The organism is Actinacidiphila acidipaludis, assembly GCF_019890725.1.
GTDB classification, from domain to species: domain Bacteria; phylum Actinomycetota; class Actinomycetes; order Streptomycetales; family Streptomycetaceae; genus Actinacidiphila; species Actinacidiphila acidipaludis.
The window spans coordinates 39,355-53,722 of sequence record NZ_JAINZZ010000024.1 but is presented as its reverse complement, the minus strand read 5'-3'; the positions used below and the strand labels follow the sequence as shown (position 1 = coordinate 53,722).

Annotated in this window: 14 protein-coding genes; 3 read left to right on the top strand and 11 right to left on the bottom strand. The window is 73.1% G+C overall.

The genetic code is table 11. The annotated features are described in order from the left end of the window. Positions 1 to 146 precede the first annotated feature (146 nt). The 10 genes from ruvB to pgsA all read right to left on the bottom strand — a co-directional run bounded on the left by ruvB (position 147) and on the right by pgsA (position 8,512). Positions 147 to 1,244, bottom strand: a complete 1,098-nt coding sequence (gene ruvB / locus K7862_RS19850) for a Holliday junction branch migration DNA helicase RuvB (protein ID WP_222964334.1) — start codon at positions 1,242 to 1,244, stop codon at positions 147 to 149. Between the two features lie 94 nt (positions 1,245 to 1,338). Further along, positions 1,339 to 1,950: a Holliday junction branch migration protein RuvA gene (ruvA, locus tag K7862_RS19845; protein WP_222964332.1), complete on the bottom strand. Its 612-nt coding sequence runs from the start codon at positions 1,948 to 1,950 to the stop codon at positions 1,339 to 1,341. Continuing rightward, positions 1,947 to 2,486 carry a crossover junction endodeoxyribonuclease RuvC gene (ruvC, locus tag K7862_RS19840; protein WP_222964330.1) on the bottom strand — a complete coding sequence of 180 codons (540 nt, stop codon included), beginning with the start codon at positions 2,484 to 2,486 and terminating at the stop codon, positions 1,947 to 1,949. Before ruvC ends, ruvA begins: the two co-directional genes overlap by 4 nt. 141 nt (positions 2,487 to 2,627) lie before the next feature. Further along, positions 2,628 to 3,380 (bottom strand): YebC/PmpR family DNA-binding transcriptional regulator, encoded by a 753-nt coding sequence (locus K7862_RS19835; protein ID WP_222964328.1) that lies wholly within the window; start codon positions 3,378 to 3,380, stop codon positions 2,628 to 2,630. 66 nt (positions 3,381 to 3,446) lie between these two features. Beyond that, on the bottom strand, positions 3,447 to 4,040 hold the full coding sequence (gene pdxT / locus K7862_RS19830; RefSeq protein ID WP_222964326.1) for a pyridoxal 5'-phosphate synthase glutaminase subunit PdxT: 594 nt from the start codon (positions 4,038 to 4,040) through the stop codon (positions 3,447 to 3,449). 8 nt (positions 4,041 to 4,048) lie between these two features. Beyond that, complete coding sequence (pdxS, locus tag K7862_RS19825; protein ID WP_222964324.1) at positions 4,049 to 4,957, bottom strand: pyridoxal 5'-phosphate synthase lyase subunit PdxS; 909 nt, start codon at positions 4,955 to 4,957, stop codon at positions 4,049 to 4,051. A gap of 165 nt (positions 4,958 to 5,122) precedes the next feature. Beyond that, complete coding sequence (locus K7862_RS19820) at positions 5,123 to 5,680, bottom strand: LemA family protein (protein WP_222964322.1); 558 nt, start codon at positions 5,678 to 5,680, stop codon at positions 5,123 to 5,125. Positions 5,681 to 5,691: 11 nt separating this feature from the next. Continuing rightward, a complete protein-coding gene (locus tag K7862_RS19815; RefSeq protein WP_222964320.1) occupies positions 5,692 to 6,894 on the bottom strand; it encodes a glycosyltransferase family 4 protein in 1,203 nt (400 codons plus the stop codon). Beyond that, complete coding sequence (locus K7862_RS19810) at positions 6,891 to 7,835, bottom strand: phosphatidylinositol mannoside acyltransferase (protein WP_222964318.1); 945 nt, start codon at positions 7,833 to 7,835, stop codon at positions 6,891 to 6,893. The genes K7862_RS19815 and K7862_RS19810 overlap by 4 nt, the downstream gene beginning before the upstream one ends. Beyond that, positions 7,832 to 8,512: a phosphatidylinositol phosphate synthase gene (pgsA, locus tag K7862_RS19805; protein ID WP_222964427.1), complete on the bottom strand. Its 681-nt coding sequence runs from the start codon at positions 8,510 to 8,512 to the stop codon at positions 7,832 to 7,834. The genes K7862_RS19810 and pgsA overlap by 4 nt, the downstream gene beginning before the upstream one ends. A 348-nt stretch (positions 8,513 to 8,860) precedes the next feature. On the opposite strand from pgsA, the gene K7862_RS19800 reads away from it, so the two are divergent. Together K7862_RS19800 and K7862_RS19795 are read left to right on the top strand one after the other, a co-directional pair. Further along, complete coding sequence (locus tag K7862_RS19800; RefSeq protein ID WP_222964316.1) at positions 8,861 to 11,098, top strand: elongation factor G-like protein EF-G2; 2,238 nt, start codon at positions 8,861 to 8,863, stop codon at positions 11,096 to 11,098. A 249-nt stretch (positions 11,099 to 11,347) separates the two neighbouring features. Further along, a complete protein-coding gene (locus K7862_RS19795) occupies positions 11,348 to 12,997 on the top strand; it encodes an AbeC-like domain-containing protein (protein ID WP_222964425.1) in 1,650 nt (549 codons plus the stop codon). A 36-nt stretch (positions 12,998 to 13,033) separates the two neighbouring features. On the opposite strand, the gene K7862_RS19790 is transcribed toward K7862_RS19795, so the two are convergent. Further along, positions 13,034 to 13,591, bottom strand: a complete 558-nt coding sequence (locus K7862_RS19790) for an HIT family protein (protein WP_222964314.1) — start codon at positions 13,589 to 13,591, stop codon at positions 13,034 to 13,036. A gap of 67 nt (positions 13,592 to 13,658) precedes the next feature. Between K7862_RS19790 and K7862_RS19785 the strand changes: the two genes are divergently transcribed. Next, positions 13,659 to 14,306, top strand: coding sequence for a potassium channel family protein (locus K7862_RS19785; RefSeq protein WP_222964312.1), 648 nt, complete (start codon positions 13,659 to 13,661; stop codon positions 14,304 to 14,306). Positions 14,307 to 14,368 lie beyond the last annotated feature (62 nt).

Sequence of the window (14,368 nt, the reverse complement as noted above, 5' to 3'; positions counted from 1 at the left end):
CGCGCGGCCACGTGGGGATGGCCTGGATTTCGGGGTGTGGATGCCAATCCGGAGGAAGGGCGTCGGCGGAGTCTAAAGGCTGGCTCGCCGCTGGAACAACGCCAAGCATGGCACTGCGGTTCCTGACTGCAAGACTCTCACGCAGCTCAAGGACCGAAAAGACCGTCCTGTCCGGTTCTTGGGTGATCTGTCGCACTCCCCCCGGCGGCCCCCGGTGTCCCCTGCGGCGGCACGAGGCCCAGATGCGTCCAGGCCGCGGGGGTCGCGATCCGGCCGCGCGGCGTCCGGGCCAGCAGTCCTTCGCGCACCAGGAACGGCTCCGCCACCTCCTCGACGGTCTCCCGCTCCTCCCCCACCGCGACCGCGAGGGTGGACAGGCCGACCGGCCCGCCGCCGAAGAGCGTCAGCAGCGCCCGGAGCACCGCCAGGTCCAGCCGGTCCAGCCCCCGCTCGTCGACCTCGTAGACCTCCAGGGCGCGGGCCGCGACCTCGCGGGTGACCACGCCGTCCGCCTCGACCTGCGCGTAGTCCCGCACCCGGCGCAGCAGGCGGTTGGCGATCCGGGGGGTGCCGCGGGATCGGCCGGCGATCTCGGCGGCGCCCTCACCGTCGACCTCCACGTCCAGCAGCGCGGCCGAGCGGCGGATCACCCGCTCCAGCTCGGCGGGCGCGTAGAACTCCATGTGGCCGGTGAAGCCGAAGCGGTCGCGCAGCGGCGGCGGCAGCAGCCCGGCCCGGGTGGTGGCGCCGACCAGGGTGAACGGCGGCAGCTCCAGCGGGATCGCGGTGGCCCCCGGGCCCTTGCCGACGATCACGTCGACCCGGAAGTCCTCCATGGCCATGTAGAGCATCTCCTCGGCGGGCCGCGACATCCGGTGGATCTCGTCGAGGAAGAGCACCTCGCCCTCCTGGAGGGAGGAGAGGATCGCCGCCAGGTCGCCGGCGTGCTGGATGGCCGGCCCCGAGGTGATGCGGATGGGAACGCCCATCTCGGCGGCGATGATCATGGACAGGGTGGTCTTGCCCAGTCCGGGGGCGCCGGAGAGCAGCACGTGGTCGGCCGTGCCGCCGCGCTTGCGGGCGGCCTGGAGGACCAGGCCGAGCTGCTGCCTGACCCGCTCCTGGCCGACGAACTCCGCCAGGTCCTTCGGGCGCAGCGCCGCCTCGACCGCCTGGTCCTCTCGGTCGGCGTCGGCGCCGACCAGGCGCTCGGGCGTCTCGGCTGTGGCGTCGTCCCAGTTCATCGGTGGTCTCGGTCTCTCGGCGGGGTCTCGGGTTCGCTGGCCGGCGGCGGCGCGGGCGCCGCGGATGCCGTGCGGCTCGGGCGCGCGGCGCGCGTCAGCGGGTGCGGTTCAGGCTCTGCAGGGCGGAGCGCAGCAGAGCCCCCACGTTGGGTTCGGCGGCGGCCTCCGCCTGCGGGGTGACGGCGGCCACCGCGTCGTCCGCCTCGCGGGCGGCGTAGCCGAGGCCGAGCAGTGCCGCGTGCAACTGGTCGCGCCAGGAGGCCGCTACGGGGGTGCCAGGGGCCTGTGGGACGCCCGAGCCGGTGGGGGCACCCAGACGGTCCTTCAGCTCCAGCAGCAGGCGCTGGGCGCCTTTCTTGCCGATGCCGGGCACGGCGGTCAGCGCCTTCTCGTCCCCGCCGGCCACCGCGGCCCGCAGCGCGTCGGGCGCGTGCACCGCGAGGATCGTCTGGGCGAGCCGCGGCCCGACCCCGCTGACGGTCTGCAGCAGCTCGAAGACCTGCCGCTCCTCGTCGTCGGCGAAGCCGTAGAGGGTGAGGGAGTCCTCGCGGACCACCAGGGAGGTGGCCAGCCGGGCGTGCTGCCCGACGCGCAGCGCCGCCAGCGTGTTCGGCGCGCACTGCACGGCCATGCCGACCCCGCCGACCTCGATGACGGCGGTGTCGGGTGCGAGTGCGGCCACCTGGCCGCTGACGAAGGCGATCACCGGGCGGGCTCCTGGTTGCGTGCGGTGCGGTGGGCGGCGACGGCCTGCTGCAGGCGGCCTGCGGCGGCGCCGCGCCAGATGTGACAGATGGCGAGCGCGAGGGCGTCGGCGGCGTCCGCGGGCTTGGGCGGGGCGTCGAGCCGCAGCAGCCGGGTCACCATCTGGCCGACCTGCGCCTTGTCCGCGCGGCCGCTGCCGGTGACGGCGGCCTTGACCTCGCTGGGGGTGTGCAGGTGCACCGGCAGACCGCGCCGGGCCGCGCACAGGATGGCCACCGCGCTGGCCTGGGCGGTGCCCATGACGGTGCGGACGTTGTGCTGGCTGAAGACGCGCTCGACGGCCACCGCGTCGGGCCGGTGGGCGTCCAGCCATTCCTCCAGGCCGCGCTCGATCAGCACCAGCCGGTCGCCGATCGGGGCGTCGGCCGGAGTGCGGACCACACCGACACCGGCCATCGCCAGCGGCCGGCCGGCCGTGCCCTCGACCACGCCGACCCCGCACCGCGTCAGCCCCGGGTCCACGCCCAGTACGCGCACGCCGCCCCTCCCTTCGCACCGCCGTTCGCCCTGTTCCCGCAGGCTATCGGTTGGCACCGACAAACGGTCGAGGGGCCGGCGGGGCGTGTCCCCGCCGGCCCCTCGGCCGTGCGCCGGAGCCGCGTCGCCCGGCGCCCGGCGTCAGGCGTCGACCTTCTCCATGACCTCGTCGGAGACGTCGAAGTTGGCGAAGACGTTCTGTACGTCGTCGCTGTCCTCGAGCGCGTCGATCAGCTTGAAGATCTTCCGCGCGCCGTCCTCGTCCAGCTCGACCTGCATGGTGGGCAGGAAGTTGGCGTCGGCGGAGTCGTAGTCGATGCCGGCGTCCTGCAGGGCCTTGCGGACCGGCACCAGGTCGGTGGCCTCGCTGATGACCTCGAAGGACTCGCCGAGGTCGTTGACCTCCTCGGCGCCCGCGTCGAGCACCGCGCCCAGCACGTCGTCCTCGCCCAGCTCACCCTTGGGGACGATCACCACGCCCTTGCGGTTGAACAGGTACGACACCGAGCCCGGGTCGGCCATCGAGCCGCCGTTGCGGGTCATGGCGACCCGCACGTCGGAGGCCGCGCGGTTGCGGTTGTCGGTCAGGCACTCGATCAGGACGGCCACGCCGTTGGGGCCGTAGCCCTCGTACATGATCGTCTGGTAGTCGGCGCCTCCGGCTTCCTGGCCGGAGCCGCGCTTGACCGCGCTGTCGATGTTCTTGTTCGGCACCGACTGCTTCTTGGCCTTCTGGATGGCGTCGAAGAGGGTCGGGTTGCCGTCCGGGTCCGCACCGCCGGTGCGGGCCGCGACCTCGATGTTCTTGATCAGCTTCGCGAAGAGCTTGCCGCGCTTGGCATCGATCACGGCCTTCTTGTGCTTCGTCGTCGCCCATTTAGAGTGGCCGGACATCCGACTGTCTCCTTCGCGTCACCAATGTCTGTTCTTCGTCGCGCGGTCGATCCTACCGGTGAAGTGTCAGCTCCCGGTGCGTACTGTGTGCACGAAGAGTTCATGGACCCGGTGGTCGCCCGTCAGCTCCGGGTGGAACGACGTGGCCATCACCTGCCCCTGCCGCACGGCGACGATGTGGCCGTCGTACTCGGCGAGGACCTCGGCGCGGGCGCCCACCGACTCCACCCAGGGCGCGCGGATGAAGACGCCCTCGACCGGGCCGCCGGCCACCCCGCGGACGTCGACGAACGCCTCGAACGACTCGTTCTGCCGGCCGAAGGCGTTGCGCCGCACGATCATGTCGATGCCGCCGAAGGTCTCCTGGCCCGAGCGCGGGTCGAGGATCTTGTCGGCCAGCATGATCAGCCCCGCGCAGGTGCCGTAGACCGGCAGGCCGTCGCGGATGGCCGCGCGCAGCGGCTCGGCCAGCCCGAACAGCGCGGCCAGCTTGGAGATGGTGGTGGACTCGCCGCCGGGTATGACCAGGCCGTCCACGCCGGCGAGTTCCTCGGGACGCCGCACCGGCACGGCCGCGGCGTCCGCCGCGGCCAGTGCCGCCAGGTGCTCCCGCACGTCACCCTGCAGTGCCAGGACGCCGATGGTGGGGGTGCTGCTCATCGCTTCGGTTACCAGCCGCGGTTCGCGTAGCGCTCGGACTCCGGCAGCACGTCGCAGTTGATGCCGACCATGGCCTCGCCGAGGTTGCGGGAGGAGTCCGCGATGACCTTCGGGTCGTCGAAGAAGGTGGTGGCGCGGACGATGGCCGCGGCGCGCTTGGCCGGGTCGCCGGACTTGAAGATGCCGGAGCCGACGAAGACGCCCTCGGCGCCGAGCTGGCGCATCAGCGCGGCGTCGGCCGGGGTGGCCACACCGCCGGCGGAGAACAGCACGACGGGCAGCTTGCCGAGCTCGGCGACCTCCTTGACCAGCTCGTAGGGGGCGCGCAGCTCCTTGGCCGCGGCGTACAGCTCGTTGTTGTCCAGGCCCCGCAGCCGGGAGATCTCGCCCTTGATCTGGCGCAGGTGGCGGACGGCCTCGACGACGTTGCCGGTGCCGGCCTCGCCCTTGGAGCGGATCATCGCCGCGCCCTCGGCGATGCGGCGCAGCGCCTCACCGAGGTTGGTGGCGCCGCACACGAACGGGGTGGTGAAGGCCCACTTGTCGGAGTGGTTGACCTCGTCGGCCGGGGTGAGGACCTCGGACTCGTCGATGTAGTCGACGCCGAGCGCCTGCAGGACCTGGGCCTCGACGAAGTGGCCGATGCGGGACTTGGCCATGACCGGGATCGAGACGGCGTTGATGATGCCCTCGATCATGTCGGGGTCGGACATGCGGGCCACGCCGCCGTCCTTGCGGATGTCGGCCGGCACCCGCTCCAGGGCCATGACGGCCACGGCGCCCGCGTCCTCGGCGATCTTCGCCTGCTCCGGGGTGACGACATCCATGATCACGCCGCCCTTGAGCTGCTCGGCCATACCGCGCTTGACGCGTGCGGTGCCGGTCTCGGGGGTGGCGGTGGACGGGGTGGTGGACACGGTGACCTCACTCCTGACGAAAGGACGGATTCGACCATGGTTGTGCCACGGTCTGTCCCCATCGTCCGGCGGCCGCGGGCGACGGAAAAGGGCCAATTCCGCTGCGGTGGCTCCCGCCCGGCCCGGTGCGCCCGGGCGGACCCGCGGCGGGCGGCCGTCCGGGCCTCAGCGCACCGCGGTCGCGCCGCCGTCGGCGGTCAGCGCGCCGGGCGGCTCGTCGTCCATCTCGAAGGCCATCGGGAAGGGGGCGTGCCCGGCGAGCCGCAGCCAGCGCACCACCCGGTGGTCGCGGACCGCCCGGGCCGCGCGGACCGCGTCGTTGTGGAAGCGGCGGGCCATCGGCACCCGCCGTACCGCCTGGGTGAGCTCGCCGACCGCCGCGGTGCCGCCGGGCGCCTCGCGGACCTCGGTGACGGTCTCGCCGTCGGCGAAGACCGCGCGCAGGGCCTGGCTCAGCTCGCTCTCGGCGACCTCGCGCTGGTCGGGTTCGGCCTGCCGGGCGCCGTGCGCGGCCTCGTACAGCACGATCGAGGCGGCCGGGTCCAGCACGCCCGCCGTCGCCAGTTCCTGGGCGACCGAGGCGCGCCGCAGCAGCTGGGCGTCGAGGGCGGCGCGGGCCGCGTCGATCCGGGCGTGCAGGCGGTCGAGCCGGCCGGCCGTCCAGCTCAGGTAGAGGCCGACGGCCACGACGGCCACCGCGACCCAGATGATGGTGGTGGTCACGGGCGGCAAGGTTACCGGCGGGGCCGGTAGCCGCGGTCGGAGCGGTCCGCCGCGTCGTCGCGGCCGAGCCCGAACCGGGCGCGCAGCCGGGTGCGTTCGTCGGTGGCGACGTGCGCGGCGCCGTCGGTGACCGTCTCGTAGACGGCGAGGATGTCGCCGCCGACCACCGACCAGTCGAAGCGCCGCACGTGGGCCCCGGCCCGGTCGCGCAGCTCCGCACGGCGTGCCGGGTCGCCCAGCAGCCGGACCGCGGCGGCGGCCAGCGCGTCGGCGTCCTCGTTGGCGAACAGTTCGCCCGCCGCGCCCTGGTCGAGCACCTGGGCGAACGCGTCGAGGTCGCTGGCGAGCACCGGCGCGCCGGCCGACATGGCCTCGACCAGGATGATCCCGAAGGACTCGCCGCCGGTGTTGGGCGCCACGTACAGGTCGACGCTGCGCAGCAGCCGCGCCTTGTCCTCGTCGCTGACCATGCCGAGGAACTCCACCCGGTCCCGCATCTCGCGCGGCAGGTCCTGCACGGCCTCCTCGGCGTCACCGCGGCCGGCCACCAGCAGCCGGGCGCCGGGGCGTTCGGCGAGGATCTTCGGCAGCGCGCGGATCAGCACCGGCAGGCCCTTGCGGGGTTCGTCGATCCGGCCGATGAACCCGATGGTGCCGTTCTGCCACTCCTTCTTGGGCTCGGCCGCCGCGAAGAAGCCGACGTCGACGCCGTTGGGGATGACCACCGCGTCGCCGCCGAGGTGCTCGACGAGGGTGCGCCGGGCGTACTCGCTCACCGCGATCCGCGCCGAGATCTTCTCCAGCGCGGGCTGCAGGATCGGGTACGCGGCGATCATCGCCCGCGACCGCGGGTTGGAGGTGTGGAAGGTGGCGACGATCGGGCCCTGGGCGGCCCAGCACGACAGCAGGCCGAGCGACGGCGAGGCCGGCTCGTGGATGTGGATGACGTCGAAGTTGCCGTCGTGCAGCCAGCGCCGGACCCGCGCGGCGGACAGGAAGCCGAAGTTGAGCCGGGCGACGGACCCGTTGTACGGGACCGGCACCGCGCGGCCGGCGGAGACGACGTAGGGCGGCAGCGGGGTCTCGTCGTCGGCGGGCGCGAGCACCGACACCTCGTGGCCGAGGCCGTTGAGGTGCTCGGCGAGGTCGCGGATGTGGAACTGGACGCCGCCGGGGACGTCCCAGGAGTACGGGCAGACGATCCCGATCCTCACACCTTCTCCGTTCCGGAGCCCTCGGCGGCTCCCGCGGCGCCCTGCGCCGGCGGCCGCGGCGGGAGATCGGCGAGCCACAGGCGCTGCAGCATGTGCCAGTCCTCGGGGTGCTCGGCGATGCCGGAGGCGTACGCGTCGGCCAGTGCCTGCGTCATCACCGCGGTGCGGTACGGCCGGTCCCCGGTGGCGGGCACGTCGACCGGCGGGTGCACCCGGCCCTGCATGACCGGCGAGTCGTCGTACCAGAGGGTGACCGGCAGCAGCAGGGCGCCGGTCTGCTGGGCCAGTATCGCGGGCCCGGCGGGCATGCGGGTCTTCTCGCCGAAGAACTCGACCTCGACGCCGTTGGCCGACAGGTCGCGGTCGGCCACCAGGCACACCAGCCCGCCGGCCCGCAGCCGCCGGGCGAGGGTGCCGAACGCCGAGCCGCCGGTGTGCGGCAGCACCTCCATGCCCAGACCCTCGCGGTACGCGACGAACCGGTCGTAGAGCGTCTCGGGCTTGAGCCGCTCGGCGACGGTGGTGAACGGCGTCTCCAGCTTGGTGGTGACCCAGGCGCCCGCCAGGTCGTAGTTCCCCATGTGCGGCAGCGCCAGGATCACGCCGCCGCCCGCGGCGAGTCCGCCGGTCAGGTAGTGCACGTCCCTGGGGTCGAAGCCGCCGCGGATGCGGTCCTTGCTCCAGGCCGGCAGCCGGAACGACTCCATCCAGTACCGCAGGTAGGAGCGCATCCCGGCGCGGGAGAGCTCGCGCAGGCCCGCCTCGTCCAGGCCGGGCCGGACCCGGGCCAGGTTCGCCTCCAGGCGCCGCACGCCCTTGCCGCGCTGCCGCCAGGCCGCGTCGGCGATGCCGCGGCCGAGAGCGCGGGCGGCCGGCTCGGGCAGCGTCCTGACCGCGCTCCACCCCAGCCCGTACAGCCCGTCGGTGAGGCGTTCCTTCACGCGCCGCTCCCCTGGTCGGTGAGCGCGGCGGCCTCCGCGTCGGCGGCGTCGGCCTCCGCGGCCTCGCGCCGCACGGTCACCACGCGCTGGATGAGGGTGACCAGACTGCCGACGGCCACGACCCACAGCGCGATCGGCAGCAGCCACTGGATGCCGGGCACGCCGAACGTCCGGTGGAAACCGGACAGGCCGCAGAGCACGAGGGTGATCACCAGGCGCTCCGACCGCTCGACCAGGCCGTTGACGTTCACCGGCAGTCCGATGGCCTCGCCGCGGGCCTTGGTGTAGGACACCACCTGGCCGCTGGCGAGGCAGAAGATCGTCACCGCGCAGAGCACCAGGTCGTTGCCGCTGCCGGCGTACCACATGGCCAGGCCGCCGAAGACGGCGCCGTCGGCCACCCGGTCCAGGGTGGAGTCCAGGAAGGCGCCCCAGCGGCTGGACCGGCCCATCTGGCGGGCCATGTTGCCGTCGACCAGGTCGGAGAAGACGAAGAGCGTGATCACGACCGTGCCCCAGAAGAACTGCCCCCTGGGGTAGAAGGCCAGTGCGCCGGCCACCACGCCCGCGGTGCCGACGAGCGTCACCGCGTCCGGGGTCACCCCCTTGCGCAGGAGAAACGCGGCGAACGGCGTGAGAACACGCGTGAAGAACGCACGCGCGTACTTGTTCAGCATGGCCTTCCCGACGGGTCGGTGGATCAAGACGCGACGGCCTGGGCGGCCACCGGATGGCCCATCGTAGCCAGCCCCGGGACACCGAACGTCTGTGGCACCGCCCAGCGCGCCCCGGCGGACCCCGGTATCGCGTCGCGCCGCCCGCCGGACGGGCTCCGGCGCCACGCTGACCGGGCCGGTTGTCCGACGTATGGACGCACCGTGACACCCGTGGGAAGGTCGAATTACCGCGGGCGTCGTCGAAGACCGCCTGTGTGCCGGTGCGGTCGTGTCGTGGCGCCCCCGATTCCGCGCCCGCCCCGCGGGTGCGGTCCCTCATGCGGTGAAGGACCGGGAGGCGAATGACACATGGGTGGTGCATCCGACAGGAGAGACGGACAGCCAGGGGCCGCCGGAGGGGCACCGACGGCCGACCGCCCCGAGAACGTGCGCAACGTGGTGCTGGTCGGCCACAGCGGATCGGGCAAGACGACGCTGGTGGAGGCGCTCGCGCTGGCCACGGGGGCGGTGAACAGGGCGGGCCGCGTCGAGGACGGCGGCACCGTCTCGGACCACGACGAGATCGAGCAGCGGCAGCAGCGGTCGGTGCAGTTGTCGCTCGTCCCGGTGGAATGGGACGGCATCAAGGTCAATGTGCTGGACACCCCCGGCTACGCGGACTTCGTCGGGGAACTGCGGGCCGGTCTGCGCGCTGCGGACGCGGCCCTTTTCGTCGTCTCGGCGGCCCAGGACGGCGAGGGCATCGGCGGCGCGACCCGGCTGGTGTGGGAGGAGTGCGCGGCGGTCGGGATGCCGCGGGCGGTGGTGATCACACACCTCGAGTCGGCGCGGGCCGGCTTCGAGGAGACGGCCGCCCAGTGCGCGGCCGAGCTCGGCGGCGACGACCCCGACGCGGTGCTGCCGCTGTACCTGCCGGTGCACGGCCCGGCCGGTCCCGACGGGCACGCGCCGGTGACCGGGCTCGCGGGTCTGCTGTCCCAGCGGGTCTTCGACTACTCCGGCGGCGAGCGCACCGAGATCGAACCGGGTCCCGGCCTGCTGACCGAACTCCAGGAGGCGAGAAACCGGCTGATCGAGGGGATCATCGCGGAGAGCGAGGACGAGACCCTCATGGACCGCTACCTCGGGGGTGAGGAGGTCGACGTCAAGACGCTCATCACCGACCTGGAACGCGCCGTGGCCCGTGGCACCTTCCACCCCGTGCTCGCCGCCGCCCCCGCCACGGACGGCGCGAAGCAGGGCCTGGGCACGGTGGAACTGCTGGAGCTGGTCACCAGGGGCTTCCCGACCCCCCTGGAGCGCACGCCGCCGCCGGTCACCGGTCCGGACGGCAGCCCGCAGCCGGACCTGGTCTGCGATCCCGCGGGGCCGCTGGCCGCCGAGGTCGTCAAGACGTCGTCCGACCCTTACGTGGGCCGGCTGAGCCTGGTGCGGGTGTTCTCCGGCACGCTGCGGCCCGACGAGACGGTGCACGTCTCCGGGCACGGCATGGAGGACCGCGAGTCGCCGTTCGGCAGCGGGCCCCACGACGTGGACGAGCGGGTCGGCGCGCTGTCGTCGCCCTTCGGCAAACAGCAGCGCCCGGCGCCGTCCGCGATGGCCGGCGACCTGGTGTGCGTGTCCAAGCTGACCCGCGCCGAGACCGGGGACACGCTGTCGTCGAAGGACCGGCCGCTGCTGATGGAGCCCTGGCAGATGCCGGATCCGCTGCTGCCGATCGCCATCGAGGCGCACAGCAAGGCCGACGAGGACAAGCTCTCGCAGGGCCTGTCCCGGCTGGTCGCCGAGGACCCGACGATGCGTCTGGAGCAGAACCCGGACACCGGACAGGTGGTGCTGTGGTGCCTGGGCGAGGCGCACGCGGACGTCGCGCTGGAGCGGCTGCGCGCCCGCTACGGGGTCCAGGTGGACGCGGTGCCCTACCGGGTGTCGCTGCGCGAGACGTTTGGCGAGAGCGCGGTCGCGCGCGGCCGGCACGTCAAACAGTCCGGCGGGCACGGCCAGTTCGCGATCTGCGACATCGAGGTGGAGCCGCTGCCGGTGGGCTCCGGCATCGAGTTCGTGGACAAGGTGATCGGCGGCGCGGTGCCGCGGCAGTTCATCCCGTCGGTGGAGAAGGGCGTCCGCGCCCAGGCCGCCCGCGGTGTCGCCCTCGGCTTCCCGGTGGTGGACATCAGGGTGACGCTCTCCGACGGCAAGGCCCACTCGGTGGACTCCTCGGACGCCGCGTTCCAGACCGCGGGCGCGCTCGCCCTGCGGGAGGCGGCCTCCGCCTGCCGCATCCACCTGCTGGAACCGGTCTCCGAGGTCGGGGTGATGGTGCCCGACGCCTACGTGGGCCCGGTGATGAGCGATCTGTCGAGCCGGCGGGGGCGGGTGCTGGGCACCGAACCGGCCGGTCCCGGGCGGTCGTTGGTACGCGCCGAGGTCCCGGAGATCGAGATCGGCCGGTACGCCGTGGACCTGCGCTCGCTGTCCCACGGCACGGGCCGGTTCAGCCGCCACTACGCCCGGCACGAACCCATGCCGACGGCGCTGGCCGCCAAGATGCGCCAGCAGGCGCTGGAGGAGGAGCACGCCAGATGACACCGCACCCGCCGGGGCGCACGGTGCGCCCCAGGTGAGTGGCGGGGCGCGCGCGCAGAACGGCGCGCGCCCCGGGTGATTCGCCAACTGGGCACGGTTTCATGGTCATTCGGCGGTCCGCGGGCATCCCGCGGGCCGCCGCGCCGCTACTGTGGGAACTGCTCCGAACGTGTGACGCGCCGTCCGGCGGGGAATGGGCCGGTCGGAGCGGGTGAAGTGGCGGGCGGAACGGCCGACTGGGGGCTGTGGATGACGGACGGGTTCGACTTCAGCCCCGGGGCTCAGGTCCCGCTCACGGGCATCGACGGCGAGACCGCCGCGACACAGGCGCTGGCCTCCGCGGCGTACCGCGACTCGCCGGTCACGGTACTGGTGGACATCAACGCCGGTACCAAGATCACCCCGCCCCGTCTGTCGCTGTTCCGGCCCAACCTCGGTGAGGCGTTCGCCCGCGCGGTGCAGGTGCGGATGCTGGGCGCCGGCCGCAAGGAGCTGGTGCAGTCCTTCGGCATCGAGCCGCAGACCGTGGTGGAGCACTGCCTGGCCGCCAACCGGCTGCGGCAGGAGCGCGACACCCGGCTGACCGGCCTGATGGGCGTGTTCGGCCTGCTCTTCCTGCCCGGCGTGCTGGTGTGGCTCGGCGCGTTCCAGCTCCGCACCTCGCTGGCGTCGCTGCGGCAGCGGGGCAACCGGGCCGGCGCGCTGGGCACGATCGTGCTCGCGGTGGCCATCGGGTTCACCGTGCTGCTGGCCGTCCGCCCGCCGTTCAGCGGCTTCTGGCGCGAGTACACACGGGTCGTGATGATCGCCCCGGTCATCGGCTGGTACTGGGCCAAGCGGATCTGCGAGCGCAGCGCGAAGGACCTGCGGGACCGCTGGGACGGCCTGGTGGCGGGCAGCGGCGTCGGCGCGAAGATCCCGGAGGCGGTCCCCCGCAACCCCAACCAGGTGAAGGCGGAGACGCTGCGGCAGAGCCTGGCGAAGCTGGCGGCCGAGCAGAACAGCAACGTCGTCTTCTACGCCGGGCCCAGGGGGATACTGGGCATGGGCAGCCGCTGGGGCAGCTGGCACATGGCCGAGGAGCTGGTGCCGCGCGAGGGCCTCGCCGAGATCCACCCCTTCCGCAGCTGGGACGTCATCCGCGCGATCCACGACAAGCTGCGCATGCTGGAGCGCGGCCCGCTGCACACCGGCGGATTCCCCAAGGCCTCGATACGGCACTGGGTCGTGGTGCCCGTCGGCGAGAACGCCGGCAAGATCGTCCGGCCGACCGGCGCCGACGTCGAGGCGTTCAGCGTCAAGGACTTCGAGATCCAGCGGATCTGCAACAACCAGCAGTTCGGCAAGGGCAACCGGCACTACCTCGGCATCCAGTTCGTGCTCTGGGACGGCAACCTGGTGCTGACCCTGATGGTCACCGTGACGGTGCTGGCGCACACCCTGCGGGTGGAGGTGACCGGGCACGCGCTCGGGCCGGTGGACGGCCTGTTCACCACCGCGCCGGAGCCGTCGGAGAAGACCGTCGCCAAGCCGGTGAAGTTCTGGGAGACCAAGACCGTCAGCCAGCCGATCATCACCGCCAACGAGGTGGTGCGGCTGGCCGCGCGCGCCCCGCTGACCTGGTTCCCGCCGGTGCTGGACCACCTCGGCGGGTCCGTGAAGCTGCCCGAGCCGTTCGGGCTGCGGCACACCTGGGCGGGCAAGCCGTGGAAGCACCGGTTCATGGCGGACGACGCCCTGCGCGCCGCCACCCCGGTGCTGCGCGCGGTGCACGCGGCCGCGATCCAGGTGATGGACGAGAACGGCGTCGACACCTCGCACTTCACCAACCGCTCGATGGTCCTCAGCGGTCTGGTGCAGGGCGTGGAGCCGAAGAAGGCCGACGTCTACGACGCGTGAGGGCGGCGCCGCCCGTCGGGCGGCGCCTCGGCGCGCTCAGCGCGGCCAGGAGTCCGCGAGCATCTTCCGCGTGTCGGCGAGCAGTTGGGGCAGCACCTTGGTGTGCCCGACGACCGGCATGAAGTTCATGTCGCCGCCCCAGCGCGGCACCACGTGCTGGTGCAGGTGCGCGGCGATCCCGGCGCCGGCGACCCCGCCCTGGTTCATGCCGATGTTGAAGCCCTGGGCCGCGGAGGCCGTCCGCAGGGCGACCATCGCCTGCTTGGTGAGCAGCGCCAGTTCCGCGGTCTCCGCCGCGTCGAGCTCCGTGTAGTCGGCGACGTGCCGGTAGGGCACCACCATGAGGTGGCCGCTGTTGTACGGGTACAGGTTCAGCAGCGCGTAGACGTGCTTGCCGCGGGTGATGATCAGGGCGTCCTCGTCGGACTCCGCAGGCACCGCGCAGAACGGGCAGCCGTCCCCCGCGCCGGGGCCGGTGGGCTTGTTCTCGCCCTGGATGTACGCCATGCGGTGCGGGGTCCACAGCCGCTGGAACGCGTCCGGCTCCCCCGCCCCGATCTGCTGACCCCGGTCACTCGTCATGCCGCTCAGCATAGGACTTCACCCGTGCGGCGCGTGTCGCCGGGCCCCGGGCCGGGGGCCGGGCCACGATCCTGGCCGGATGGAGGCCGACCCGCGTCTGTCCCGGTGGGAGAACCGCAGCGAGCTGCCGCTGTTCGCCGCGTCGCTGGTGTTCCTCGGCGCCTACGCGGCGCACGTCCTGGCTCCGGACGCGCCGGCCGACGTGCACGACGCGCTGCTGGCGGTGATCGCGGCGACGTGGGCGATGTTCGTGGCCGACTACGCGGTCCGCTGGCGGCTCAGCGGCGTGCGGTTCGGTCCTGCCTACGTCCGCCGCCACCTGATCGACACCATCGCCACCGCGTTGCCGCTGCTGCGCCCCCTGCGGGTCGTGCAGCTCTACGAGGTCATCGAGCGCCGCCAGGAGCAGCCGCGGCTGAGCCTGTACGTCCGGGTGATCGCCTACGGGAGCATGACCGCGCTGCTGCTCGGCTTCGCGAGCGCGCTCGCGGTCTACCAGCAGGAACGGAACGCGCCCGGCGCCACGATCCGCACCTTCGGCGACTCGCTGTGGTGGGTGTCGGAGACGCTGACCACCGTCGGGTACGGCGACGTCACGCCGGTCACGCCCGGCGGCCGGGTGATCGCGGCCTTCGTGATGGTCCTGGGCCTGGCGCTGCTCGGCGCGGTGACCGGTTCGTTCTCGTCCTGGCTGATCCAGACGTTCACGCGGGAGGACGAGAAGTAGCGCGGGGCCGGGCGGATCGCACGCGCGATCCGCCCGGCCCCGCCCCGTCAGCCGTCAGACCT